Origin of the sequence: Streptomyces sp. HD, assembly GCF_028369295.1 — a bacterium.
Taxonomy (GTDB): domain Bacteria; phylum Actinomycetota; class Actinomycetes; order Streptomycetales; family Streptomycetaceae; genus Streptomyces.
Genome location: NZ_JAQMYP010000003.1, coordinates 154,551 through 179,328, shown reverse-complemented (window position 1 = coordinate 179,328; position 24,778 = coordinate 154,551). Strand labels below are relative to the sequence as shown.

At 70.9% G+C, this 24,778-nt stretch carries 18 protein-coding genes and 1 pseudogene; 9 read left to right on the top strand and 10 right to left on the bottom strand.

Going from position 1 to position 24,778, the window contains the following annotated elements; translation table 11 throughout:
• Positions 1 to 19 precede the first annotated feature (19 nt).
• Positions 20 to 1,447 carry an MFS transporter gene (locus tag POF73_RS04200; protein ID WP_272113061.1) on the bottom strand — a complete coding sequence of 476 codons (1,428 nt, stop codon included), beginning with the start codon at positions 1,445 to 1,447 and terminating at the stop codon, positions 20 to 22.
• A 101-nt stretch (positions 1,448 to 1,548) separates the two neighbouring features.
• Between POF73_RS04200 and POF73_RS04195 the strand changes: the two genes are divergently transcribed.
• Complete coding sequence (locus POF73_RS04195) at positions 1,549 to 2,547, top strand: helix-turn-helix transcriptional regulator (protein ID WP_443049411.1); 999 nt, start codon at positions 1,549 to 1,551, stop codon at positions 2,545 to 2,547.
• Here the strand turns inward: POF73_RS04195 and POF73_RS04190 are convergent.
• The gene (locus POF73_RS04190; protein ID WP_272113060.1) at positions 2,537 to 3,982 is read right to left on the bottom strand and encodes an MFS transporter; all 1,446 of its coding nucleotides are present in this window, start codon (positions 3,980 to 3,982) and stop codon (positions 2,537 to 2,539) included. The two genes, POF73_RS04195 and POF73_RS04190, sit on opposite strands and share 11 nt — an antisense overlap.
• A 64-nt stretch (positions 3,983 to 4,046) precedes the next feature.
• Between POF73_RS04190 and dusB the strand changes: the two genes are divergently transcribed.
• Positions 4,047 to 5,201 carry a tRNA dihydrouridine synthase DusB gene (dusB, locus tag POF73_RS04185; protein ID WP_272113059.1) on the top strand — a complete coding sequence of 385 codons (1,155 nt, stop codon included), beginning with the start codon at positions 4,047 to 4,049 and terminating at the stop codon, positions 5,199 to 5,201.
• 39 nt (positions 5,202 to 5,240) lie between these two features.
• On the opposite strand, the gene POF73_RS04180 is transcribed toward dusB, so the two are convergent.
• The 3 genes from POF73_RS04180 to POF73_RS04170 all read right to left on the bottom strand — a co-directional run bounded on the left by POF73_RS04180 (position 5,241) and on the right by POF73_RS04170 (position 11,137).
• A complete protein-coding gene (locus POF73_RS04180) occupies positions 5,241 to 7,160 on the bottom strand; it encodes a CDP-alcohol phosphatidyltransferase (protein WP_443049410.1) in 1,920 nt (639 codons plus the stop codon).
• Between the two features lie 579 nt (positions 7,161 to 7,739).
• Positions 7,740 to 9,677, bottom strand: a complete 1,938-nt coding sequence (locus POF73_RS04175; protein WP_272113058.1) for an amylo-alpha-1,6-glucosidase — start codon at positions 9,675 to 9,677, stop codon at positions 7,740 to 7,742.
• Entirely contained in the window at positions 9,674 to 11,137 is a 1,464-nt protein-coding gene (locus POF73_RS04170) for an MGH1-like glycoside hydrolase domain-containing protein (RefSeq protein ID WP_272113057.1), read from the bottom strand. Before POF73_RS04170 ends, POF73_RS04175 begins: the two co-directional genes overlap by 4 nt.
• Positions 11,138 to 11,257: 120 nt before the next feature.
• Between POF73_RS04170 and POF73_RS04165 the strand changes: the two genes are divergently transcribed.
• The 3 genes from POF73_RS04165 to POF73_RS04155 all read left to right on the top strand — a co-directional run bounded on the left by POF73_RS04165 (position 11,258) and on the right by POF73_RS04155 (position 16,705).
• Positions 11,258 to 12,454: an ROK family transcriptional regulator gene (locus POF73_RS04165; protein ID WP_272113056.1), complete on the top strand. Its 1,197-nt coding sequence runs from the start codon at positions 11,258 to 11,260 to the stop codon at positions 12,452 to 12,454.
• A gap of 430 nt (positions 12,455 to 12,884) precedes the next feature.
• Positions 12,885 to 15,605 carry a pyruvate, phosphate dikinase gene (gene ppdK, locus POF73_RS04160; protein ID WP_272113055.1) on the top strand — a complete coding sequence of 907 codons (2,721 nt, stop codon included), beginning with the start codon at positions 12,885 to 12,887 and terminating at the stop codon, positions 15,603 to 15,605.
• Positions 15,606 to 15,913: 308 nt separating this feature from the next.
• Positions 15,914 to 16,705, top strand: coding sequence for a hypothetical protein (locus POF73_RS04155; RefSeq protein ID WP_272113054.1), 792 nt, complete (start codon positions 15,914 to 15,916; stop codon positions 16,703 to 16,705).
• 97 nt (positions 16,706 to 16,802) lie between these two features.
• Here the strand turns inward: POF73_RS04155 and POF73_RS04150 are convergent.
• The 5 genes and pseudogenes from POF73_RS04150 to POF73_RS04130 form a co-directional block, all read right to left on the bottom strand.
• Positions 16,803 to 16,991 (bottom strand): annotated as a pseudogene (locus POF73_RS04150) (mycothiol transferase); the annotation flags it as partial.
• A 19-nt stretch (positions 16,992 to 17,010) separates the two neighbouring features.
• Positions 17,011 to 17,295 carry a hypothetical protein gene (locus POF73_RS04145; protein ID WP_272113053.1) on the bottom strand — a complete coding sequence of 95 codons (285 nt, stop codon included), beginning with the start codon at positions 17,293 to 17,295 and terminating at the stop codon, positions 17,011 to 17,013.
• Positions 17,296 to 17,404: 109 nt separating this feature from the next.
• Positions 17,405 to 17,605, bottom strand: a complete 201-nt coding sequence (locus tag POF73_RS04140; RefSeq protein WP_272113052.1) for a hypothetical protein — start codon at positions 17,603 to 17,605, stop codon at positions 17,405 to 17,407.
• A 49-nt stretch (positions 17,606 to 17,654) separates the two neighbouring features.
• Positions 17,655 to 19,511, bottom strand: a complete 1,857-nt coding sequence (locus tag POF73_RS04135; protein ID WP_272113051.1) for a SulP family inorganic anion transporter — start codon at positions 19,509 to 19,511, stop codon at positions 17,655 to 17,657.
• The gene (locus POF73_RS04130; RefSeq protein WP_272113050.1) at positions 19,508 to 20,113 is read right to left on the bottom strand and encodes a carbonic anhydrase; all 606 of its coding nucleotides are present in this window, start codon (positions 20,111 to 20,113) and stop codon (positions 19,508 to 19,510) included. Before POF73_RS04130 ends, POF73_RS04135 begins: the two co-directional genes overlap by 4 nt.
• A 199-nt stretch (positions 20,114 to 20,312) precedes the next feature.
• Here POF73_RS04130 and POF73_RS04125 point away from each other — a divergent pair, with 199 nt between their 5' ends.
• From POF73_RS04125 to POF73_RS04110, 4 genes are all read left to right on the top strand, one after another.
• Positions 20,313 to 21,266, top strand: coding sequence for a winged helix-turn-helix domain-containing protein (locus POF73_RS04125; protein WP_272113049.1), 954 nt, complete (start codon positions 20,313 to 20,315; stop codon positions 21,264 to 21,266).
• Positions 21,263 to 22,747, top strand: coding sequence for a HAMP domain-containing sensor histidine kinase (locus POF73_RS04120; RefSeq protein ID WP_272113048.1), 1,485 nt, complete (start codon positions 21,263 to 21,265; stop codon positions 22,745 to 22,747). The genes POF73_RS04125 and POF73_RS04120 overlap by 4 nt, the downstream gene beginning before the upstream one ends.
• Before the next feature lie 240 nt (positions 22,748 to 22,987).
• On the top strand, positions 22,988 to 24,145 hold the full coding sequence (locus POF73_RS04115; RefSeq protein ID WP_272113047.1) for an alkaline phosphatase PhoX: 1,158 nt from the start codon (positions 22,988 to 22,990) through the stop codon (positions 24,143 to 24,145).
• Positions 24,146 to 24,230: 85 nt separating this feature from the next.
• Positions 24,231 to 24,734 (top strand): excalibur calcium-binding domain-containing protein, encoded by a 504-nt coding sequence (locus POF73_RS04110; protein ID WP_272113046.1) that lies wholly within the window; start codon positions 24,231 to 24,233, stop codon positions 24,732 to 24,734.
• Positions 24,735 to 24,778 lie beyond the last annotated feature (44 nt).

Here is a 24,778-nt window from a genome sequence, read left to right as displayed (position 1 = left end):
CAACACCCTCACAACTCGCTCAGCCGATCGTGCGCGGCAGCCGCAGACTGAGCAGCCCCGTCAGTGCCACCCCGCCCAACTGGACCAGGAGCGTGGTCACCAGGGCGTCCCGCATGCCCAGGCCCGGGATCAGGGAGAGGAAGAGGGTGCCCAGCGTCGCCACGCCCAGGGCCAGCGACGACTGCTGGGTCGTGATCATCACCCCGCTGCCCACGCCCGCCCGCGCCGCCGGTACCTCGGAGAGGACGATCCGGAAGATGACGGGGAGTTGAAGGGCCTGCCCCGCACCGGCGACCGCCGCCCCCGGCAGCAGTTCGACGAGGCCGAGGTCCGGCCAGGAGCGCCAGGCCGCCAGGGCCATCAGGGCCACGCCCACCGCCTGGATCGCCGCACCGGCGGTCACCACCCGGGTGCCGTGACGGGCCACCAGACGCGGGCCCGCCAGCGAGACGAAGAAGAACACCACCGCCATGGGCGCGAGCGCCAGCCCCGCCGCGACCGGGCCGCGGCCCGCGCCCTGCTGCAACGCCACCGCGATCACGAACATGAACCCGCTGAAGCCGATCGAGAACGGCACGATCATCACCAGGCCGCGGCGCAGGGACGGCAGCGCGAACAGGCTCGGCGGCACGAGCGGCGTACGGCCCCGACGGTCCGCCCTGCGCTCCACGGCGTAGAACGCCGCCGCCACGAACGGGAACGCCGCCAGCGACAGCCACGTCCACAGCGGCCAGCCCGCCGCCCGGCCCTCGGTGAGCGGGGCCAGGAGCGTGAGGAGGGCGGCGGCGAGCAGGACCGTGCCGGGTCCGTCGAGCGGCTCCGGGTGCTGAGAGCGGGTCTCCGGGACCGCGCGGGCGGCGAGAAAGAGGCCGACGAGGACGACCGGCACGTTCACCAGGAACACCGAGCGCCAGCCGGTGCCCCAGACGTCCGCCGCGACCAGGACGCCGCCGAGGATCTGCCCGGCCACCATCGACAGGCCGGCCGTGGCGCCGTACAGGCCCATGGCCTTCGCGCGGCGCGGGCCGCTGGTGGCCGCCTGGATGGTGGCGAGCACCTGCGGCAGCATCGCCGCCGACGCCGCGCCCTGCGCGACCCGCGCCGCGACGAGCGCCCACGCGCTGGGCGCGAGCCCGCACGCAAGCGAGGTCAGCCCGAAGGCCGCCATGCCGCCGAGGAAGAGCCGCCGCCGGCCGAACAGGTCGCCGAGCCGCCCGCCGAGGACGAGGAGCACGGCGTACGCCAACCCGTAACCGGCGACGACGAGTTCGAGCACGGTCTCGCTCGCCGCGAGGTCGTGGGCGATGGTGGGCAGGGCGACGTTGACGATGAAGAAGTCGATGAGGGGGAGTGCGGCTGCCAGGAGCACCGTGAAGAGGCCCAGGCCGCCGAGTGCGGGTGGGGCCGGGGTGGCCCGGGGCTTGTGTGCGGTGATGGTTTCGGTCACGGTTACGAGCCTGCGAGCGCTCCGAGACTGGTACCAGAGTGTCCTTATCCTGGTAGCGGGAGCACCTGGAAACAGGGTCCGGGGCGGGGCAGGCTGGAGGCATGACGACGATGGCCCGGACGACGGCTCGGACGACGGGGAAAGGGGTGGCTCAGGGGACGGCGACCCCGGCGCCCCGCACAACGGCCGCGTCGGAGATCCGGCGCCATGAACTCGCCGCCTTCCTGCGCCACCGCCGCGAGCACATCGCCCCCGAGCAGGTCGGCCTCCCCCGCGGCCGCCGACGCCGCACCCCCGGCCTGCGCCGCGAGGAGGTCGCCCAGCTCGCCGCGGTCGGCGTCACCTGGTACACGTGGCTGGAGCAGGCCCGCGACATCCAGGTCTCGGTGCAGGTCCTCGACGCCCTCGCCCGCACGCTGATGCTCGACCCCAGCGAGCGGTCCCATCTCTTCCAGCTGGCCGGCGCGGTGGACCCGACCCCGGCGACGACCTGCCCCTCGGTGACGCCCGCCCTGCGGGCCGTACTGGAGCAGATGGAGCCCTATCCGGCCTGTCTGCAGAACAGCCGGTACGACATCCTCGCCTACAACCGCACCTACGGGATGCTGTTGTGCGACCTCGACACGGTGCCGCCCGAGGACCGCAACTGCATGATCCTTTCCTACACGCACGACGAGTGGCGTTCCTCGATCGTGCGTCTGGAGGAGACCCAGCGCCTGATGGCCGCCCGCTTCCGCGCGAGCATGGCCGGCCATCTCGCCGAGCCCGCCTGGAAGATGCTCCTCAAACGCCTGCGTACCGAGTCACCCGAGTTCTGCGAGGCATGGGACCGGCACGAGGTGGTGGCCCACCGGACGAAGCGGAAGGAGTTCCTCAACCGTCACGTCGGCCGGATCGTGGTCGACCACACGGACCTGTGGCTGAGCCCGGAGGTCGGTCCGCGGATGGTGACGTACGTACCGGCGGACGAGGAGTCGCGGGACCGTATGAAGAGGCTGCACGAAATTGCCCTCAAGGGGCGCGGGGCTGTGACATATGCGGCTCCGCCGCGTGGGCGCGACCAGCCCCCATCAACCGTTAGCCGCCGAACTACGCACTGACCCTGGACACTTCGCGCACCTCGGCGGACTCCAGCCTCTCAGCCGCCCGCTCAGCAGTCCCCCGTGCCCACCCCCCACTGGTCACCAGCCCCACGACCAGCACCACCAGCCCACACCCGGCGACAATCCACCACGCGGGCCGGGCGGCAGCCACGAACGCGGACTCGTACGACGACGCCCCGACCCCCGAAGCCAGCACCGCCCCGACCACCGCCACCCCCAGCGTCTGCCCCAGCTGACGGCTCGTGGAGGCGACGGCCGCCGCGACGCCCGCCTGCGCACGCGGCATCCCGGACACCGCCGTGTTGGTGATGGGCGCATTGACGAACCCGAACCCGAGGCCGAACAGCACATACCCGAGGACGAGCGTGACGTCCCTGGTCTCCGCCTCGAACGCGGCGAACAGCACCCCGCTCGCCGTCATCGACACCCCCGCGACCAGCAGCGGAAGCCGAGGCCCCCGGTTGCCGACCACGCGTCCGGCGACCGGTGCGCAGACGAAGCACAGCGCGGCCATCGGCAGCATCCACACGCCCGCGTCCAGGGCGTCCAGGCCGCGCACGTTCTGCAGATACAGCGTGGACAGGAACAGGAAGCCGCCCAGCGCCGCGAATGCGCTGATCGCGATCACCGTGGCCCCGCTGAACGGCGCCGAGCGGAAGAACCGCAGGTCGATCAGAGGCTCGGCGCGGCGGGGTTCGTGGACGAGGAGCGCGGTCAGCGCGGTCAGGGCGATGCCGCCGAAGAGGAGGATCTCGGCCGCCGGAGCGGTGGGCGCCGCGATGATCGCGTACGTCAGTGAGCCGAACAGCGCGATGACCATCACCTGGCCGACCGGGTCGGGTCGGCGGGCCTTCGCGGCGCGCGACTCGGGGACGTAGCGGAGGGTGAGGAGCAGTGCCGCGAGCCCCACCGGGAGGTTGACCCAGAAGATCGACCGCCAGCCGACCGACTCCACCAGCAGGCCGCCGACCAGCGGCCCCGCGGCCATCGAGATGCCGACCACCGCGCCCCAGACGCCGATGGCCCGAGCCCGCTCCCGCGGGTCCGTGAAGGTGTTGGTGATGATCGACATCGCGACCGGGTTGAGCATCGAACCGCCCACCGCCTGCACCATGCGGAAGGCGATCAGCGCGTCGAGGTCGGGGGCGAGGGAGCACAGGACCGAGCCGAGGGTGAAGACGACCAGGCCCGCCATGAAGACGCGTTTGCGGCCGATGCGGTCCGCCGTGCTGCCGGCCAGCATCAGCAGTGAGGCGAGGACGAGGGTGTACGCGTCGATCGTCCACTGCAGGCCCGACGTGCCGGCGCCGAGGTCGCGCTGCAGGGCGGGGAGGGCGACGTTGAGGACGGTGTTGTCCAGGCTCACGATCAGCAGACTCATACAGCAGATCGCGAGGACCAGTAGTCGGCGGCGTGGGCTGAGCTCCGGCATCCTTGGATAGTACGCCTAACTAATGAATTTCGCCGCACCCCGTCCGGTACGTGAGAATGGGTGGATGCCCACGACCGTCTCGTCCACCGCCCCGCCCCTGCGGATCGGCCCGCACACCGTCCAGCCGCCCGTCGTCCTGGCCCCCATGGCCGGGATCACCAACGCGCCCTTCCGCACCCTGTGCAGGGAGTTCAGCGGTGGCAAAGGGCTGTTCGTCAGCGAGATGATCACGACTCGGGCGCTGGTCGAGCGCAACGAGAAGACCATGCAGCTGATCCACTTCGACGAGAGCGAGAAGCCGCGGTCGATCCAGCTGTACGGGGTCGACCCGGCGACGGTCGGGAAAGCCGTGCGCATGATCGCCGAGGAGGGGCTGGCCGATCACATCGACCTGAACTTCGGCTGTCCCGTGCCGAAGGTCACGCGCAAGGGCGGCGGCTCCGCGCTGCCGTTCAAGCGGAACCTGCTGCGGGCGATCCTGCGGGAGGCGGTCAGCGGCGCGGGTGATCTGCCCGTCACGATGAAGATGCGCAAGGGCATCGACGACGATCACATCACCTTCCTCGACGCCGGGCGGATCGCCGTCGAGGAAGGCGTCACGGCCATCGCGCTGCACGGCCGCACCGCCGCCCAGCACTACGGCGGCACGGCCGACTGGGACGCCATCGCGCGGCTGAAGGAACATGTGCCGGAGATCCCGGTGCTCGGGAACGGGGACATCTGGTCGGCCGAGGACGCCGTGCGGATGGTGCGGGAGACCGGGTGCGACGGGGTGGTCGTCGGGCGCGGGTGCCTTGGACGGCCGTGGCTGTTCGCGGATCTGGTGGCGGTGTTCGAGGGGCGTGCCTCCAGCGTCGCGCGGCCGGCTCTTCACGAGGTCGCCGACGTCATGGTCCGGCATGCCACGCTGCTCGGCGAGTGGATCGGCGACGAGGCGCGCGGCGTCATCGACTTCCGCAAGCACGTCGCCTGGTATCTGAAGGGCTTCGCGGTCGGCTCGGAGATGCGCAAGCGGTTGGCCATTACGTCGTCGCTGGCGGAACTCCGTGCCGGACTGGACGAGCTGGACCTCGACCAGCCCTGGCCGGTGGGAGCGGACGGGCCCCGTGGTCGTACGTCCGGCAACAACCGGGTGGTGCTGCCGGACGGCTGGCTGAAGGACCCGTACGACTGCGCGGGCATCAGCGAGGACGCGGAGCTGGACACCTCCGGGGGCTGAGGCGGTCTCGACAGCCCGGGGCCGCGTCGACACTGGTCGTCACTCCTTGGAGGGGTGCGGAGTCGAGCCGTATGCCGTCAGGAAACGGTCCCGGAAGGAGCTCATCTTCCACACGGGGGCCTTGGCGGCGGGCTGGAGGCCGTCCGTCCAGTTCCAGTCGGAGATCTTGTCCAGCACCTTCGGGTCCTTGGCGACGATCGAGATCGGGACGTCCCGGCTGGCCTTGGTGCCGCTGACCCGGGCCATCGGCTGGTGGTCGCCGAGGAAGACCAGGACGGTGTCGTCGGTGCCGTAGCGCTCCAGCCACTGGGTGAGGCTGGTCACCGAGTACGAGATCGACTTTCCGTACTCCTGCTTGGAGCGGGTGGAGTCGGAGATGATGTCCGCCGGTTTCGTGCCCGCCTGCTGGATGGGCTTGAAGAGGGAACCGTCGCCCAGGTCGTCCCAGTCGACCATCTTCGGGATCGGTGCCCAGGGCTGGTGGCTGGAGGTCAGGATGATCTCCGACATCAGGGGCTTGTCGTGCTTCTTGCCGTGGACCTGGCGCTGGAAGGCTTCGAGGGCGTACTGGTCGGGCATGGTCGACCAGCTGAACTTCGGCCCCTTGTAGCCGAGTTGGAAGGCGTTGTAGACCTTGTCGAGGCCGTAGTAGCTCTGCTCCGGCCAGGCCTTCTGGACGCCGGGCATGACGCCGACCGTGTCCCAGTCGCCGGTCTTCCGGAAGACCTTGGTGAGGCTGAGGTGGTCGCTGGCCATGACGGTGCGGTAGCGCTGCTGGTTGTCGATCCACAGACCCGAGAGGGTGGTGGAGTGGCCCAGCCAGCTGCTGCCGCCGTAGGTCGCCGACGTGAGCCAGCCGCTCTTCGCGTGGTAGCCGGCCTTCGCCAGGGCCTGGGTGGAGGTGTCGAGAGTGCCGGTGACGCCCGGGGCGATCTCCGGGTCCTCGATCGCGCTGCGGCCGTAGCTCTCGATGAAGGTGAAGACGATGTCCTTGCCGCGCAGGTCGGGGACCAGTTGGGCCGGGGGTGTGTTGCCGAAGGTGTCGGTCTTCGCGTCCTGTGCGAACGCCGCCTCGTCGCGGAGGGTGTCCAGCGCGCGGCGGGCGTGGACCTTGATGACGCCGGCGGTGTGGTCCGCGGCGATCGGTACGCCGGCTATCTGCAGGCCGAACGCCGTGCAGGTGATCCATACGGTGCCGGCGATGAGGGCGCCCTTGGAGGCGTCCGCCTTGTGGCGGGCGAGGAGGTCGGCTATGCGTACGGTGGCCAGGGCGACGAGGGCTATGAGGAGTACGACCAGGATGACGAGGCCGATGGTGAGCAGGACCGTGGTCGTGCCGCCGAGGGAGTCCTCGATGTACGAGTGGGCGTCGTCGAGGAGTTCCCAGTCCAGGACGATGTTGAAGTGGCGGCCCAGGAATTCGTTGTAGCCCATGTCGAGGAGGTTCAGGGCGGTCAGGGCGCCCAGGGCCGCGCCGGAGGTCGCTGCGGCGATCAGGCGGGGGCGGCGGGGGAGCGTGAGGAGTACGGCGGCTCCGATGACGGCCTCTGCGGGGAGGCGCAGGAACTCCGTGGGTTTGAGGTTGCCGAGGGTGTTCGGCATTTGCAGGCAGACGTGGATGAGGGCGGCGGCGAGGGCGGTCAAGGTCCAGCGGAGGTACGGGGGCGCCGGTCGCTTCTCGGGCTCGGCTTCGCCGTCGCCCTCGTTGTTCCCACCCGCACCACCCGCGTCACTTTCGTCGTCGGGTGCGGGTGGCCCCTGTGGGGCGTCCCCGCCGTCGGCGGCTGCGGGACCGTCGTTGTCGGGTGCGGGATTGCCCTCTGTGGCTGCGGGATCGCCCTCTGTGGGTGCGGATTCCGGCGTGGCCGGCGACGTTGTCTCCGTGGCGCTCGTGGGTGCCTCGTCGGTCAAGTCGTCGTTCTTCATGTGCAGTTGACGTAGGCGAGTGAAGACAGGCACCCGAAGGTCCTTCCGTGCGAGGCCCCTGGTGGAGTGGTGCGGCGGGCCTCGCTGGGGAGGTGGCGGGTCCGAGGAGGTGCGAGCACGCCCCCACGCCGCCCGGCACGCTCCCCCAGAGGGGGCACCCCCACTCGCCGCACCGGGGGAAGACCCAAGTAGCTCCGCTACGAGGGTCTTCCCCCGGCACACCGAGAGCACGCACCGAACGACGCGGGAACGCACCCGCACCTCCTCGGACCCGCCCGGGCCCGCCACCCATCCGTACGGTGGGCCCCCAGCCGCTGTTCAGCCAAAACGCCCCAGCGCTCGGCAAACGCTGGGCAAACACCAGGCCAACTGCCCCGAGAAGGCTGTGCTGGGGGGTGTTGTGAAAGTCCCGCACAGCACCCACGGGGCCCGGCACGCTCCCCCACTGCCTTAAGGGCGTGGGAGGTGCCCCCACTCGCCGCACAGGCCAAAGGTCCAAGTAGCTCCGCTACGAGGGCCTTCGTCCGGCGCGCCGAGGGCACGCACCGGCTGTGACACCAGCCGCTGCCGCGGCGGGCGCGGGCACCGCACGGGACTTTCACGAAACACCCCCTAGGCGCCTCCCACCGCCGTCAGCAGGGCCAACGGGGCCGCTGCCGAGCGGGATTCGCGGATGCAGGCGTGGGGGTACGGGACCGGTTCCGGGTGGGTGTCGCGGCTGTAGCCCGCCAGGACCTCGGGGAGGCGGTGGCCGGTTGTCGTCGCCGCGTCGACCAGGGCGTGGGCCACCGTGCGGGCCTCGTCGTGCAGGCCGTAGCGGGACAGACCCAGGGCGATGAGGGCGTTGTCGTGCGGCCAGACCGAGCCGCGGTGGTAGGAGAGGGGATGGTAGGCGGGCTGGCCGGAGGCCAGGGTGCGCACGCCCCAGCCCGAGAAGAAGTCCGGTTCCAGCAGGCGTCGGCCCACCAGCTCGCCGTACTCCTTGTCCAGCAGGCCGGACCAGAGCAGATGCCCGGCGTCCGAGGCCAGGGCGTTCACCTGGTGGCCGGTGCCGTCCAGCGCCAGGGCGGGGAAGGAGTGGTCCGGCATCCAGAACTCCCGCTGGAAACGGTCGCGGAGGTCGGCCGCCGCCTGTTCCAGGAGGGCCGCGTAGGTCTCGTCCTGCCAGACCGTGCGGGCCAGCCATGCCGTGCGGCGCAGGGCGTCGTAGGCGTAGCCCTGGGCGCCCGCCGCCATCACCGGGCCGGTGGGGCGGGTGCCGTCGGCGGAGCAGATGGCACCGGGGGAGTCCTTCCAGTTCTGGTTGGCGAGGCCGCCCTGGTCGGCGCGGTAGACCAGGTAGCCGACGGTGGTGAGGCCGCCATGGTCCAGCATCCAGCCGATCGCCGCTCGGGCGTGCGGCTCCAGGCGGCGGGCGAGCGCGGTGTCGGCCGTCTGCTCGACGTAGGTGCCCAGCAGGATCAGGAACAGCGGCGTCGCGTCCACCGAGCCGTAGTAGCGGCCGTACGGCACCTGCTCGAAGTACGCCAGCTCGCCGTGCCGTACCTCGTGCACGATCTTGCCGGGCTGGGAGACGGCGTCGACGCCGCTCTCCGTCGCCTGGGTCGCGGCCAGCGCGGGGAGGGTCGCGGCAGCCAGTCGGGGGCGGTACGGGAGTGAGAAGAGGGAGGTCAGCAGGGCATCCCGGCCCAGCAGCGTCAGGAACCAGGGGGCGCCCGCCGCCGGGACACGGAGCTCCTCGCCGTCCGGGCCCCTCGCCGGGACCTGGAGCGAGGCCAGGTCGGCCAGGCCCCGGGCACAGGCGGCGGCCAGCTCCGGCCAGCCGGTCGGGAAGGCCACGCCCTCCACGAACTCACCCTCCAGGGAGAGGAGTTGGGCGTTGAGATCGGCGGGGGAGCGCGGTACGCGCAGCGCCCGTTTGTCGCCGTGCGGTCGGGCCATCACCCGGACGGTCAGTTCCGTTGTGCCGTGCGGATCCAGGTCCAGCGTCCAGACCAGGCGGCGGGCGCCGGTGCCGGTCTCCTCCACGCCGTCGGGGGAGGGGTCGGCCGTCACGGTGGTGACCGAGCGCCACTCGCCCCGCTGGTAGGCGAACTCCACGCCGTGGTCCAGGACTTGGCGGGAGCGGACGGCACCGGCCTTGGCGTAGGTGCGGTGGTCGGAACGGAGCTCGAACTGGTCGGTGAAGTCGGCGTCGGCGGTGATCGCGAGCCGGACCGTCGTGGGGACCGGGCGGTTGCTGGTCACACGGATCGATTCGACGAACGAGGCGTCCCCCACCGCCTGTTCACGAAAGAGCGTGTACGCCGGGGGTTCGTTGCGGCCGCCGCGCGGGACCAGGACACAGCGGGTGGTGTCCCCGTCGGCGACCGGAGTGAGGGCCTCGGGCACGGCCCCGTCCACGGTGAGCTGCCAGCGGCTCAGATGGCGGGCATCGCGTACGAATAACCCGTCCGGGGAGCCGGTGCCCCGCACTCCGCTGATGTCCCCGCCGTCGCCCACGGCGGCGAACGTACTCCCGTACACGAGCAGATGCTGCCGGTCCGTCATCCCCGGTTACCTCCCTTGAACGCCTTGGAAGTCGTGACTGATGTGGCCGATGCCACCTGTGTGATTGATGTGGTTGGTGTGTCGCTGTGCAGCAGGTCGAGCGTGAGCGCCGCGGTCCAGCCGAAGCCGGTGGCCCCGCAGGCCTCGCCGGTGTACGGGTCGACGTACTCGGCGAAGTCGGAGCGGTCGGCGAGGTCCAGCAGCGCCGTGCGCAGGGCGTCGGCCCGCGCGCGCTCGCCGTGGGTGCGCAGGCCGCGCTCCAGCAGCCAGTTGGTGTTGAACCAGGCCGGGCCCCGCCAGTAGCGATGCGGGTCGAAGGCCTCGCCGAGGAGGTCGTAGGACGGGGCCAGGCGGGTCGTTTCGCCAAGGCCGAAGTGCGGTCCGTGCACCGTGCCGACCAGGGCGTCGGTGATGTCGCGCGGCAGGGTGGGAAGAAGCAGGGGGATCAGGCCGGAGACGCCGCGCTCCGGGAGCGGCTTCCCGGTGCGTACGTCGTGGCAGAAGAACATCCCCTCCGCCGGGTCCCACATCCGGGCGATCAGCGCCGTCGTCAGACGCTCGGCGCGTGCGTGCCGGGCCGTGCCCGTCGCGCCCAACTCCTGTGCGATCCGGGCCAGCGCGTGCTCGGAGGCGATGAGCAGGGCGTTGAACGCCGGGTCCTCGACGGCGAAGTCGCCGGTCCCGGCTCCCTGCCTCCCGCCCGGGGCATCCCGGTACCCGCCGTCGCGGTAGTCCGTCGCCAGCCGCACATAGCGTCCGTAGTCGAGATCCGTGGGCCGGTCCTCGGGCGCCCCGTGGGCGAGGTCGGCGCGGCGGAAGGAGCGGGCGGGGGCGGGCGTCACCCTGCTCAGCGGGGCGTCCCAGCAGGGGCTGTTGTCCATGCCCTGTTCCCAGGGGTGCACGACGGACGCGAGGCCGGCTCCGCCCAGGTCGCGGCGGTGCAGCAGATAGCGGTGCCAGGCGGCGAGCCGGGGATACGTCCGGGCGAGGAAACCCCGCGCCCGGGAGAGGCCCGGGTCGGCCCGGTGCACCAGCCAGGCGGCCAGCGCGTGCACCGGTGGCTGCACGATGCCCGAGGTCTGTACGGTGCGCGGGGCGCCGGCGGCCTGCCCCGCGGTCGAGGAACGCCAGAAGTCGGGGCTCGGGAAGTAGGCGTCGAGGGGTACGGAGGGGTTGAAGACGATGTGCGGGATCCGCCCGTCACCCCACTGGGCGTCCAGCAGCGTCTCCAGCTCCGTCTGGGCACGTAACGGCGAGACGTGCCTGAGGCCGATCGCGACGAACGCCGAGTCCCAGGACCACTGGTGGGGATACAGACTGCGGGAGGGCACCGTCGAGGCGCCGGTCCAGTTGGCCTCCAGCACACGGGCGGCTCTGAGATGCAGTGAGTCGTCCGGCGGCGGATCGTATGCGATGTCACGGTCCGCGCGGCGGGCGGTGAGTTGGGCAGTGCGATCCACTCGGGGCTCCCCGAAAGATGTTCGGCCGACCGGTTCGGTCATGGCTACCGTAGGGTTACGTCTATTTAACACGCAAAACCCAATATGTAATGCAAGCTTGAGAAACACAAGGGGGTGTGCATGAGCGCACGGGGTCAGGTGAGTGCCGGGGAACTGCTCGAACTGGTGCGGAGCGGACGGGCCGTCACACGCGGAGCACTTCAACAGGCCACCGGGCTGTCCCGTGCCACCGTCGGCCAGCGCCTCGACCGGCTGTTCCGCGCGGGCTGGCTGCGCGAAGGCGCCGGCGGCCCCGTCGGCTCCCCGCTCGGCGGCCGCCCCTCGATCACCCTGGAGTTCGACGACGCCCACGCCGTCGTCCTCGCCGCCGACCTGGAGACCCGGCACGCGCGTGCCGCCGTACTGTCGCTGACCGGCGAGATCCTCGCCGAGCACACCGGGACGCTGGTCATCGAGGACGGGCCGGACGCGGTGCTCGGCGACCTCGGCCGCTGGTTCGCCGAGCTGCTGGAGAAGGCGGGCCATCGCGCCGAGGAGGTCTGCGGCATCGGGCTCGCGGTACCGGGCCCCGTCGACACCGACACCGGCCGGGTGGTCCAGCCGCCGATCATGCCGGGCTGGGACGGCTACGACATAAGGGCCCGCCTGGCCAGAGCCTTCACCGAGGCCACCGGCGCCGCCCCGGTGCCGGTCCTGGTCGACAACGACGCCAACCTCATGGCGTACGGCGAACAGCGCACCGGTTTCCCCGACTGCTCGGCGTTCGTGCTGGTCAAGGTGTCGACCGGCATCGGCGCGGGGGTCGTGGTGGGCGGCTCGGTGTACCGGGGGATCGACGGGGGCGCGGGGGACATCGGGCACATCCGGGTGGGCGCCGACGCGCTGTGCCGGTGCGGGTCCTACGGCTGTCTGGCCGCCGTCGCGAGCGGCGGTGCCGTGGCCCGGCGGCTGGCCGAGGACGGGGTGCGGGCGGCGTCCGGCTCGGATGTGCGGGATCTGCTCGCGTCCGGGCATCCGGGGGCGGCGGCGCTGGCGCGGGAGGCCGGGCGGCAGGTCGGGGACGTGCTGGTGACCGTGGTGACGCTGCTCAACCCCGGCGTGCTGATGATCGCCGGGGATCTGGCCGGAACTCCCTTCCTCACCGGTGTGCGCGAACTGCTGTACCAGCGGGCGCTGCCGCGCTGCACGGCCCACCTGGACGTCGTGACCTCGCGGCTGGGGGAGCGGGCCGGGCTGGTGGGGGCCGGGGCGCTGGTCGTGGAGCATCTGTACGCGCCGGAGCGGGCGGAGGAACGGCTGGTCGCGCTGGGGGTGTGACGGCCTTCCCGCAGGGTGTGTGACGGGCGCGTTTCCATCTCGGGACGCACGTCCGCATGGTGAAATCTCGCTCTCTGTGGCAGCGTGATTCTCGCCACCCTTGATAAGGGTTGCGCTCAGATGAGCGGATCTTGGGCGACTGCACTTCTCCAAGGGGTGGCACTCAGTGCCACCCCTTGATCGTTCATCGATCGAAATCAAACGTGCGCTTAGGGCGCTCATCTGAGCGGTTAGCCGCCTCTATGGGTCGGCTTGCGTTCAAGAAGTGAAAACATCCGCTCGTCATGGCTTGCCAAGCCTTGACTTTCGATCCGCTGGCGGACGGGTGGTTACGGCTGCATGACGCATGAGTAGACATACCCAGACGCCTTCGATCTGGGTATGTTCCTCGCCGTCAGGGCAGCCACCGCGTCCCGAGGGAGTCGAGACCGTGTCGGAAAACAAAGAACCCCACGTAGCGAAGTTCGTTTACGACTTCACCGAGGGCAACAAGGATCTCAAGGACCTCCTGGGTGGCAAGGGCGCCAACCTCGCCGAGATGACCAACCTGGGGCTCCCCGTTCCCCCCGGCTTCACGATCACGACGGAAGCCTGCAAGGTCTACCTCGAAAGCGGCGAGGAGCCCGCGGCACTGCGTGACGAGGTGAGTGCGCACCTCGACGCCCTTGAGTCCCGTATGGCGAAGAAGCTCGGCCAGCCCGACAACCCTCTGCTCGTCTCGGTCCGCTCCGGCGCGAAGTTCTCGATGCCCGGAATGATGGACACGGTCCTCAACATCGGACTCTCCGACAAGTCCGTGAAGGGCCTCGCCGAGCAGGCCGGCGACGAGCGGTTCGCGTGGGACTCCTACCGGCGCCTCATCCAGATGTTCGGCAAGACGGTCCTCGGCGTCGACGGCGAGCTCTTCGAGGAGGCCCTCGACAAGGCCAAGGAGGCCAAGAAGGTCACGGTCGACACCGACCTGGAGGCCGCCGACCTGAAGAAGCTGGTCACCGCCTTCAAGAAGATCGTCAAGAAGGAGGCCGGCCGGGACTTCCCGCAGGACCCGCGCGAGCAGATGGACCTCGCCATCCACGCGGTCTTCGACTCCTGGAACACCGACCGCGCCAAGCTCTACCGCCGCCAGGAGCGCATCCCCGGCGACCTGGGCACCGCGGTCAACGTCTGCTCGATGGTCTTCGGCAACCTCGGCCCGGACTCCGGCACCGGCGTCGCCTTCACCCGTGACCCCGCCTCCGGCCACCAGGGCGTCTACGGCGACTACCTGCAGAACGCGCAGGGCGAGGACGTGGTCGCGGGCATCCGCAACACCGTGCCGCTCGCGGAGCTGGAGTCGATCGACAAGAAGTCGTACGACCAGCTGATGCAGATCATGGAGACGCTGGAGAACCACTACAAGGACCTCTGCGACATCGAGTTCACCATCGAGCGCGGTCAGCTGTGGATGCTCCAGACCCGGGTCGGCAAGCGCACGGCGGGCGCGGCCTTCCGGATCGCCACGCAGCTCGTGGACCAGGGCCTGATCGACGAGGCCGAGGCGCTGCAGCGCGTCAACGGCGCCCAGCTCGCCCAGCTGATGTTCCCGAAGTTCGACGAGGAGGCCAAGGTCGAGCAGGTCGGCCGGGGCATCGCGGCGTCGCCGGGTGCGGCGGTCGGCAAGGCGGTCTTCGACTCGTACACCGCGGTGAAGTGGTCGCGCTCGGGCGAGAAGGTCATCCTGGTCCGCCGGGAGACCAACCCCGACGACCTGGACGGCATGATCGCGGCCGAGGGCATCCTGACCTCGCGCGGCGGCAAGACCTCGCACGCCGCCGTGGTCGCGCGCGGCATGGGCAAGACCTGTGTCTGCGGTGCGGAGGAGCTGGAGGTCGACACCAAGCGCCGCCGGATGACGGTCCCGGGCGGACACGTCGTCGAGGAAGGCGACGTGATCTCGATCGACGGCTCGTCCGGCAAGGTCTACCTGGGCGAGGTCCCGGTGGTCCCGTCTCCCGTCGTGGAGTACTTCGAGGGCCGGATGCACGCGGGTGCGCAGGACGCCGACGAGCTGGTCGAGGCCGTGCACCGGATCATGGCGTTCGCCGACCGCAAGCGGCGGCTGCGGGTGCGCGCCAACGCGGACAACGCCGAGGACGCGCTGCGCGCCCGTCGCTTCGGCGCGCAGGGCATCGGCCTGTGCCGTACGGAGCACATGTTCCTCGGCGAGCGCCGCGAGATGGTCGAGAAGCTGATCCTCGCGGACACGGAGGCGGTGCGCGAGGCAGCCCTCGCGGAGCTGCTGCCGCTGCAGAAGAAGGACTTCGTCGAGCTGTTCTCGGCGATGGACGGCCTGCCGGTGACGATCCGTCTGCTGGACCCGCCGCTGCACGAGTTCCTGCCCGACATCACCGAGCTGTCGGTCCGCGTGGCGCTGGCGGAGTCCCGCCAGGAGCCGCACGAGAACGAGCTGCGCCTGCTCCAGGCGGTGCACCGCCTGCACGAGCAGAACCCGATGCTGGGCCTGCGCGGTGTACGCCTGGGCCTGGTCATCCCCGGCCTGTTCACGATGCAGGTCCGCGCGATCGCGGAGGCGGCGGCGGCACGCAAGAACGCCAAGGGCGACCCGCGCGCCGAGATCATGATCCCGCTCGTCGGCACCGTCCAGGAGCTGGAGATCGTCCGTGAGGAGGCCGACCAGGTCATCGCGGAGGTCGAGGCGGCGACGGGCACGAAGCTCAAGCTGTCGATCGGCACGATGATCGAGCTGCCGCGCGCTGCCCTCACGGCCGGTCAGATCGCGGAGGCGGCGGAGTTCTTCTCCTTCGGCACGAACGACCTCACCCAGACGGTGTGGGGCTTCAGCCGGGACGACGTGGAGGCCTCGTTCTTCACGGCGTACCTGGAGAAGGGCATCTTCGGCGTCTCCCCCTTCGAGACGATCGACAAGGACGGTGTCGGCTCCCTGGTCGCGGCGGCGGCGAAGGCGGGCCGCGAGACCCGCCCCGACCTGAAGCTCGGCGTCTGCGGCGAGCACGGCGGTGACCCCGAGTCGGTGCACTTCTTCCACGAGGTCGGCCTCGACTACGTCTCCTGCTCGCCGTTCCGCATCCCGGTGGCCCGCCTGGAGGCCGGCCGCGCGGCGACGCAGTCGGAGGGCAGCGACCACCGCTAGACCGGCGCCGGTCAACGGCGGGCCTCACGGCCACTGAAACTCCGGAGTCGTCGCCTGTCCCCGACCCTCAAGACCGATGGGCGGCGACTCCGGTGCACCAAAGGAGGGCGGCACCCTGTGCGGAGGGTGCCGCTCTCTCCTGCATGAGGGCCCGGTGGCGGCGCCGGGGTGATTCCGCCAACCCGGGGCGACGGCAGGGTGAAGAGCTGGGGTGGGGCGGTCAAGGGGCGCAACCCCCCTGAAGTCCCCCTTGTCTCACGCGGGTGAAGTCACCACCCAATTCATCGAGCGTGGGGGAACCGAAGACCATGCGCAGACGCGCCACTGCCGCCATAGCCACCGCCGCCGCCTTCAGTGCCGTCCTGGCCGTGGCCGCTCTCGCCGTACCGGCCGCCGGGGCCGATCAGGACGACTCGGGCACGACGTTCTGGAACATCGATGTCAACCACAGCCGTGACTACACCGTCGGCGTCGAGGCCGCGCGGAAGAGGGTGTTCTCGGTCTCCGCGACGGTCAGCGACCCGTCCGGCGTGCAGAGCGTGTCGTACGAGCTGTGGCACGGGGCGGACCGGGCGACGGCCGACGGGGTCATGACCGGGGCCGCCCAGTGCGTGAAGCTCAACGAGACCACCTCCTTCTGCGAGGCCCTCGTGAGCGCCGACCCGAACGTCAACCTCCGCAGCAACGCCCTCGCCGGTGTCTGGACCATCAGTCCCGTCGCCACCGACGGCGCCGGCAACGTCACCCGCGGGGACGGCGCCTACCTCGCACGCATCAAGCGGCAGACCTACATGTCCCAGACCGTCGCCACCCCGCAGCCGGTGAAGAAGGGCAAGGACCTCACGGTCAAGGCCCGGATGACCGTCGCCGGTTGGGAGACGCAGAAGAACGTGCCCCTCATCGGGCACCAGGTGCTGCTCCAGTACCGCAAGGGCACGAGCGGCGCCTTCGTCACGCTGAAGAAGATCAAGACCGACCGCAACGGCTGGGCCACGGCCACCGTGCCGGCGACGGCCGATGGCGCCTACCGCTACGACTTCGCGGGCACGAACCTCACCCAGGCCACGACCGGCTCGGCCGACTTCGTCGATGTGAAGTGAGCCCGGACCGGTGAAGTGACCGTCCGCCGCGACCGGCACCGCGGCGGACGGCCATCGTGGACACGCCGCGCACGCTGAACGGGCGGGCTCGGACGGCGCCGCCGGCCTCGCGCGATACGCGCTCCGGCCGGCCTCGGTGCGTCTCCCGCCAGGCCTGATCGCCCGAGGGCAGGCTGTCGTTGCCCTTCAACCGCCCGACCGCCCCGTCGATGAACTCGCGCACGATGTCGGCGTGGCCGGCATGCCGCTGGGTGTCGGCGATCACGCGCACCAGGATGTGACGCAGCCACCGACACCCGGGTCGGTCAGGGACGTTCAGGACCGTCCGGGTCCGTGTCGTCCCCCGGCGTCGTATCACGACGGCCGAGGACGGTGGTTCCCAGGAACACCAGGCCGAAGGCCACGACCTTGCCGGTCCCGAAGTAGCCGTTCGCCTCCTCCGGTGCGCCGGCCAGCCCGAAGTAGGTCCACGCCGCCAGGAGGAACCCGAGGACGATCAGCACGACGGCACCCCACGTCGAGGGCTCCGCCCACCAGGGACGCCGGTCGCCAACCCGTTCGCCGGTCTGCTCGACGTCGCTCTGCCGCAAGGTCCGCTCTCCCTCTGCACGTGGTGGCCGGGAGGGAAGACGGGGCTGAGGGGCGGGGGGTTCATCGGGCAGGGAGCGGTGTTTGTCCTTGGCGCGGTCTGTCGGGGTTTCACCCGATGATCGCGTCGAGGAACGCCACGAGCGCCAAGAAGGCACCCGCGCCGGTCAGGACGGCCTGCGCCCAGGGCGCCCCGGCCAGCACGGACAGGCCTCCCGCCGCGCACGCGCCCACGATCCCGAAGAGCAGGATCACGGCGGCCCGCAGCGACAACAACGGCTCCGGGATGGGGTAGGTCCGGCGTCGGCCCATCGAGTGCTCCAAGGAACCGTGTGCCCGGCTCTGCCGCCCCCCCGTCCGCTCAGCCAACCAACGGTGGTCGCCCCGTGTAGTCCTCGTACCCGTGGCCGTACTCGCCGGGCATCGGGCGCGTGTCCAAGTAGAACCACTCGGCGTCCGGGCCGGGGGGTGAGGGGGAGGCCGATGGAGGGGGTGGAGTCGGCGTCGACCTCGGTGCCGGCCCGGGTGGAGCGGCTTCCATTGCCGCTGCCCCTGCCCCTGCCCCTGCCCCTGCCCCTGCCCCTGCCCCTGTCGCTGTCGCCGGCTCCGGGCTGGCCGGCCCCGGCAGCAGGAGTTCCACCCGCAGGCCCAAGCCCCGTTGCTGCGCCGTGAATTCCTCCACCTGGTTTCGGCATGCGTGGTCCAGGTGTGTCACCCCGGTCAGGTCCAGGCGGATGCGGGGCCTGCCGGAAGCGGCTGCGGATTCCAGGGCCTCGATGACCTGGGGGAGGCGCAGGAACGTCGCGTTGCCGGCCATGACGACCTTCGCGGTGTCGTCCTCGATGTGCTGTCGGATCACGGTCTGGGACATGCGCAGGGCCGCCAGTACGATGCCGGCCGCGAGGCCGATCAGGACGCCCTCCAGCAGCGCCGTCGCCACGATGACCAGTGTCGTCACCGTCATCACCACGAACTCGCCCCGGTCCTGGCGCCACATCTTCGGGAACTCCTCCGGTGCGAACAGCTTCCAGCCGCTGTGGACCAGGACGCCGGCCAGCACCGAGATCGGGATCAGGGCCAGTACCTGCGGCAGCAGCAGCGCGAAGGCCAGCAGCCACAGGCCGTGCAGGGTGCGGGAGATGCGGGTCTTCGCGCCGGCCTGGACGTTCGCCGAGCTGCGGGCGACGACCGCCGTGATCGGGAGGGCGCCGAGGATGCCCGCGATCGTGTTGCCGGCGCCCTGCGCGATGAGTTCGGTGTTGTAGCGGGTGCGTGGGCCGCTGTGCATACGGTCCACGGCCGCCGCGGTGAACAGGCTCTCCGCGGAGGCGATCACCGTGAACGTGAGGATGGAGGTGAGGATCGCGGTGTCCGTCAGGCCCGCGAACTCGTCCGCTCCCGGCACCCTCACCGACGCCAGCAGATTGCCCACCTGGAGCGTCTTCACGTCCACCCCGGGCAACGCGGCGACCACTATGCCGACGGCGACCGCCACCAGCGCGGCCGGGACCCGCTTCACCGGGCCCGGCACCTTCTTCCATACGAAACTCAGCACGACCGTGGCGATGCCGAGCAGCGTGGCGATCATCGCCTGCGGATCGGTGAGGATGTCGGCGAACAGGCCCGGAATCCCGGCCATGTTCTCGATCGGCGTGCCGGGCGCCTTCGCGTCGGCCATCGGGTACGCCTGGCTGAACATCAGCGGCAGCCCGATGCCGGCCAGCATCCCCTGGACCACGGCGATGGAGATCGCCTGGAACATCCGGCCCAGGCGTACGACGCCGAGGACGATCTGCAGGATGCCCGAGAACAGGACGATCACGCCGAGCATCGCGAGCCCGTGCTCCAGCACCGTCTCCGCGACCAGCGCGGCGAGCCCGGCGGCCGGGCCGCTGACCTGGAGTGTGCTGCCGCGTACCGAGCCCACGACCAGACCGCCGATCACCCCGGAGATGATCCCGAGTTCGGCGGGCACACCGGAGGCGACGGCCACGCCGATGCACAGCGGCAGGGCGACGAGGAAGACGACGAGGGAGGCGGTGATCTCCGTTGCGAGGTCGGGTTTGCCACCGGCCGCACCGGGCGCACCGGATGCACGGGATGCACGGGACCCGCCGGACTTCACCGATGGTGTCCCGGCGTTCGGCCCCGCGCTGTTCGGGGCGGGAGCCGCCTTCGTACGTCCCGGAGCGCGAGTGCGCGCATGCGCCCCGCTCATCCGCTATGCACCCGGAACCTGCCGTCCCCCTCCAGCTCGTGCACCTGCCCGGTGTCGACCTCGTAGTACCAGCCGTGCAGCCGCAGCCGCCCCGCGTCCAGCCGCTGTCGCACCACCGGGTAAGTCCGCAGCACGGCAAGCTGGTTGACGACGTTGCCCTGGGACACGTCCGGCAGGGACGGGTCGTCGGAGGCGGTCGTGAGGATCGGGGTCAGTTCGGGGCGGGCCAGTTGGAGCCAGGCGTCCACGCCCGGCAGTGCGGTCAGGTCGTCGCCGGACTTCAGCGCGCCCATCGCGCCGCAGTGTGAGTGACCGCACACGACGATGTCCTGAACCCCGAGCACCTCCAGTGCGTACTCGATGGTGGCGGCCTCCCCGGACGGGCCGGGGCTGCCGTACGGCGGCACGATATTGCCCGCGTTGCGCAGCTCGAATATTTCTCCGGGGCGTGCGCCGGTAATCAGGGCGGGTATGACCCGTGAGTCCGCGCAGGTAATGAAGAGGGCCTCGGGATATTGCCCGTCGGCCAGTTTCCGGTATTCACCGCTCTCGAAATCAACCCGTCGTTTGAATGAGCGGGCACGGTCCAGCAATGCCTTCAACGCAGCCTCCTCGGCTGGGAGTTCGGCCAGGTCATCACAGCGTAGAGAGGGCCGCGCCAGACGAAGGTTAAGTGAAGGCCAGAGCCCGACCAGGAATTGGACATTCTTTGTCGCAAGCCCATGGAAGCGCTTGTTCCCTGTAGCGTGTCGGCTTCAGGGCAGGGAATGTGAATTCAAGAGACGGGACTCAACAGAACCCATGGGCATACAAGTGCTGCTCATCGAGGACGACGAGACGATCGCCGAACCGCTCATCGAGGGGCTGGCGCATTTCGGGCTGACGGTGGACCACGTCACCACCGGGACGGAGGGGTTGAGAAGGCCGTACGGCGATGTCGTGCTGCTCGACCTCGGGTTGCCGGACATGGACGGCATCGACGTCTGCCGCGGCATCCGGAAGCTCTCGGACGTGCCGGTCATCATCCTGAGTGCGCGGGGTGAGGAGGCCGACCGGGTGCTCGGGCTGGAGCTCGGGGCCGACGACTATCTGGCGAAGCCGTTCAGCGTGCGGGAGCTGGTGGCGCGGGTGCGTGCGGTGACCCGGCGCACCCAGCGCATGGAGGCGGGGGCGGAGCCGGTGCGTGCGGAGACGCCGGCCGGCAGCGGGCGTACGGAAGCACTGGTGGAGCGCCTGCGCGCGGCGGCGGGGGCGGAACCGGAACCGATGGCCATAGCGCCACCCGCACCCTTGTCGTTCGAGGCCGTGCCATCCGCACCCTTGTCGTTCGAGGCCACGCCACCCCCGCCCCTGTCCTACGAGGCCGCGCCACCCCCGCCCTCCTCCCACGAGGCCGCGCCGCCCCCGTCGTACGACGACACCGCGCCGCAACCCCCGTACGCGCCCGGCCCCCTCGTCGTCGACCGCCGTACCCGTCAGGTCTGGGTCGGCGAGGTGCCCGTCACCCTCACCCCCAAGGAGTTCGAGCTGCTGGCGCTGCTGGCCGAGGATCCGGGTGCGGTCTACTCCCGGCAGCAGATCCTGGACCGGGTGTGGGATCCGCACTACGAGGGTCCGACCAAGACACTGGACGTCCATGTCGCCTCGCTGCGGCGGAAGCTGGGCGACCCGGCATGGATCCAGACGCTGCGCGGGGTCGGATTCCGGCTGGCGGTGCAGACCGAGCCGGGCGGGCAGCAGGTGTCCTCGCCGTGACCCGTCGGCTGCTGCTCAGCTACCTCAGCCTCGCCGCGCTCGTGCTGCTCTGTCTGGAGATCCCGCTGGGCTTCGTGTACTCGGCCGGTGAACGGGAGCGGGTGGTCAACGCGGCGAAGGACGAGGCGGAGTCCGTGTCGGCGTACGCCTCGTTGTCGCTCAGCGCCGGCCGGGCCGAGCGTGATCTGCCCCGCCGGGTGGTCCACTGCGCCGAGCGCATCGGCGGCAAGGTGGTGGTCGTGGACGCCTCGGGCGCCCTGCTCGCCACCTCGCATCCGCTGGCCGCCGTCATGTCGGCCGACCTGGCCTCCCGCCCCGGTATCGCGGCCGCCCTGCACGGCACGTCCACGGTGGACGTCCGTACGTCGACCATCGGCGGGGTCGAGTACCTCTCGGTGGCCGCGCCGGTCCGGCACACCTCGGGGCTGCAGGGCGCGGTGTGGCTGACGCTGCCGACCCGGACCGTGCATGAGCGCGTCCACCATGTGTGGCTGCTGCTCGGCCTCGGCGGGCTCGGGGTTCTCACCGCGGTCGCGGTGGTCGGGTTCGCCATCGCCCGCTGGACCGGCCGCCCCATCCGTGAACTGGAGCGGGCGACCGACGAGTTGGCGGACGGCGGCCTCGCCACGCCGGTGACGATCACGAAGGGCCCGCCCGAAGTGCGGCGTCTCGCCACCGCGTTCAACCGTACGGCCGCCCGGCTCGCCCAACTCCTCGCCGCCCAGCACGCGTTCGCGGGCGAGGCGTCCCACCAGCTGAAGACGCCGCTCGCGGCGCTGCGGCTGCGGCTGGAGAACCTGGAGCCCAGTGTCGCCGTGCGCGGCCGGGGGAGCCTCGCCGCCGCGGTGACCGAGACGGACCGGCTCTCCCGCATGGTGGAGGGGCTGCTGGCGATGGCACGGCTGGAGGAGGACGCCGCGACGCCGGGGCCGGTCGACGTCGGGGCCGTCTGTGCGGAGCGGCACCGCACCTGGCAGCCGCTGTTCGAGAAGCAGCGGGTGAGCCTCGTGCTGTTCGCGGGCAGCGTGGGGCCGGTGCTGGCGGTGCCGGGCGGGGTGGAGCAGATCGTGGACAACCTGCTGTCCAACGCCCTGCGCGCCTCGCCGTCCGGCTCCACCGTGACGATGGAGCTACGGCTCCATGTGACGGCCCGGCGTGCGCTGCGCGACGCACGTCCCGCCTGGGTCGACCTGCACATCACCGACGAGGGGCCCGGTATGACGCCGGAGCAGCGTGCCCGCGCCTTCGACCGCTTCTGGCGGGCGCCGGGCGCCCCCAAGGGCGGGACGGGGCTGGGTCTTTCGCTGGTGCAGCGGCTCGCGCACGCGAGTGGCGGCGAGGCGAGTCTGCACGCGGCGGCCGCGGGCGGGCTGGACGTGGTGATCCGGTTGCCGTCGGCGGAGCCGCCGCGCGAGGGGCACGCGCCGGTCGCGGAGCGGTCCGGGCAGCGGAAGCGGGGGGTGCCGGCGTTGCGGGCGTGAGCGCACACCGGCGGGGCACTCAGAGGCGCACGCGGGTAGTAACACGCCGGGGAGCGTGCGCGGTTGGCATTCGCGTGAGCGCTCTTGAGTGGCGCACAGGCAGCACTCAGGCAGGCCGTCCGACGGCCATGCGTTGGCCACGGTCCGTCAACCATCCGCCCCTAGGTTCCATGCCGCCCCCCTCGCACGACCCCGTCGCCGACCGGTGACGGGGCGGTACTCCACCTCTTTGGAGTGAGAGTGGAACGTCGTAACCTCCTGCGTGCGGCCGTCCTCGGCGGTACTACCGCCGTGTTCGGCGGAACCCTGTGGCGTGGCGCCGCGTACGCCGCGCCGGCCCAGCCCGGCCCCGGCCCCTACGGAGCGCTCGGCTCCCCCGACGCCAACGGCATCAGACTCCCCAGCGGTTTCAGCAGCCGCGTCATCGCCCGCTCCGGCCAGACGGTCTCCGGAACGTCGTACAGCTGGCACAACGCCCCTGACGGCGGCGCCTGTTACGCCGACGGCAGCGGCTGGATCTACGTCTCCAACTCGGAGATCAACCCCTCCGGCGGCGCGAGCGCGGTGAAGTTCTCGTCGACGGGCGCGATCACCGGCGCCTACCGGATCCTGTCCAACACCCGCCAGAACTGCGCGGGCGGCAAGACCCCCTGGAACACGTGGCTGTCCTGCGAGGAGGTGTCCCTCGGCTACGTCTACGAGACCGACCCCTTCGGCGTGAACGCGGCGATCCGGCGGGACGCGATGGGCCGCTTCAAGCACGAGGCGGCGGCCGCCGACCCGGTGCGCCAGGTCGTCTACCTGACCGAGGACGAGACCAACGGCCGCTTCTACCGCTTCGTGCCGACGACCTGGGGCAACCTGTCCGCCGGCACGCTCCAGGTGATGGTCGCGGGCAGCGGCACGTCCGGCTCCTTCACCTGGGCGAACGTCCCCGACCCGGACGGCTCCCCGACGGCCACCCGCTCCCAGGTCTCGGGCTCCAAGTCCTTCAACGGCGGCGAGGGCTGCCACTACGCCAACGACACGGTCTGGTTCACGACCAAGGGCGACAACCGGGTCTGGCAGGTCAACCTCGCCAACAGCACCTACGAGCTGGCCTACGACGACTCCCTGGTCAACGGCACGGCCCCGCTCACCGGCGTCGACAACATCACCGGCTCCTCCTCCGGTGACCTGTTCGTCGCCGAGGACGGCGGCAACATGGAGATCTGCCTGATCACCCCGGACGACGTCGTCGCCGTGTTCCTGCGGATCGACGGCCAGTCGAGCTCGGAGATCACGGGCCCGGCGTTCTCCCCGGACGGAACCCGGCTGTACTTCTCCAGCCAGCGGGGCACCTCTGGCAGCTCGTCGGACGGCATCACGTACGAGGTGACGGGCCCGTTCCGCCCGTAACAGTCACGAATTAGACACATCTCCTTCACATTCGGTCACCCGGCATTACGGTCATCCCCTCACGCAACACCAGTGGGGGGATGACATGACCAATCCGTACACCGCACCATCCATGCCGCGACCGCCCTTCCGCCCCGCCCCCGGATGGGCACGGAAGCGCTACGTACTCCCGGCGCTCGGCCTGGCCTTCTTCGTGGGCATCGCTGCGGGGGCGTCCGACCAGGACTCGAAGACCTCCGACGCGAAACCGACGGCGGCCTCGCCGCGGCCCACGGTCACCGTCACGGCGACGACGACGGCCCCGGCGGAGGAACCCGAACCGGCGCCGACCGTGACCGCCACGAAGACGGTCAAGGTCACCAGGACGGTCACGGCGACACCCGCGGCCGACGCCGACTCCGACGCGGGGTCCGTCTCCGGTGACGACAGCGGCTCCTCCGGCGGCGACGGCGGCTCGTCCGGGGGTGACGTCTACTACGCCAACTGCAGCGCGGCCCGTGCCGCCGGTGCCGCCCCGATCTACCGGGGCGAGCCCGGCTACGCCTCCCACCTGGACCGTGACAACGACGGCGTGGCCTGCGACAGCTGAGAGTGGTCTCGCCCGAGTGGGGCGGCGGGGGCACGATTGGGGGT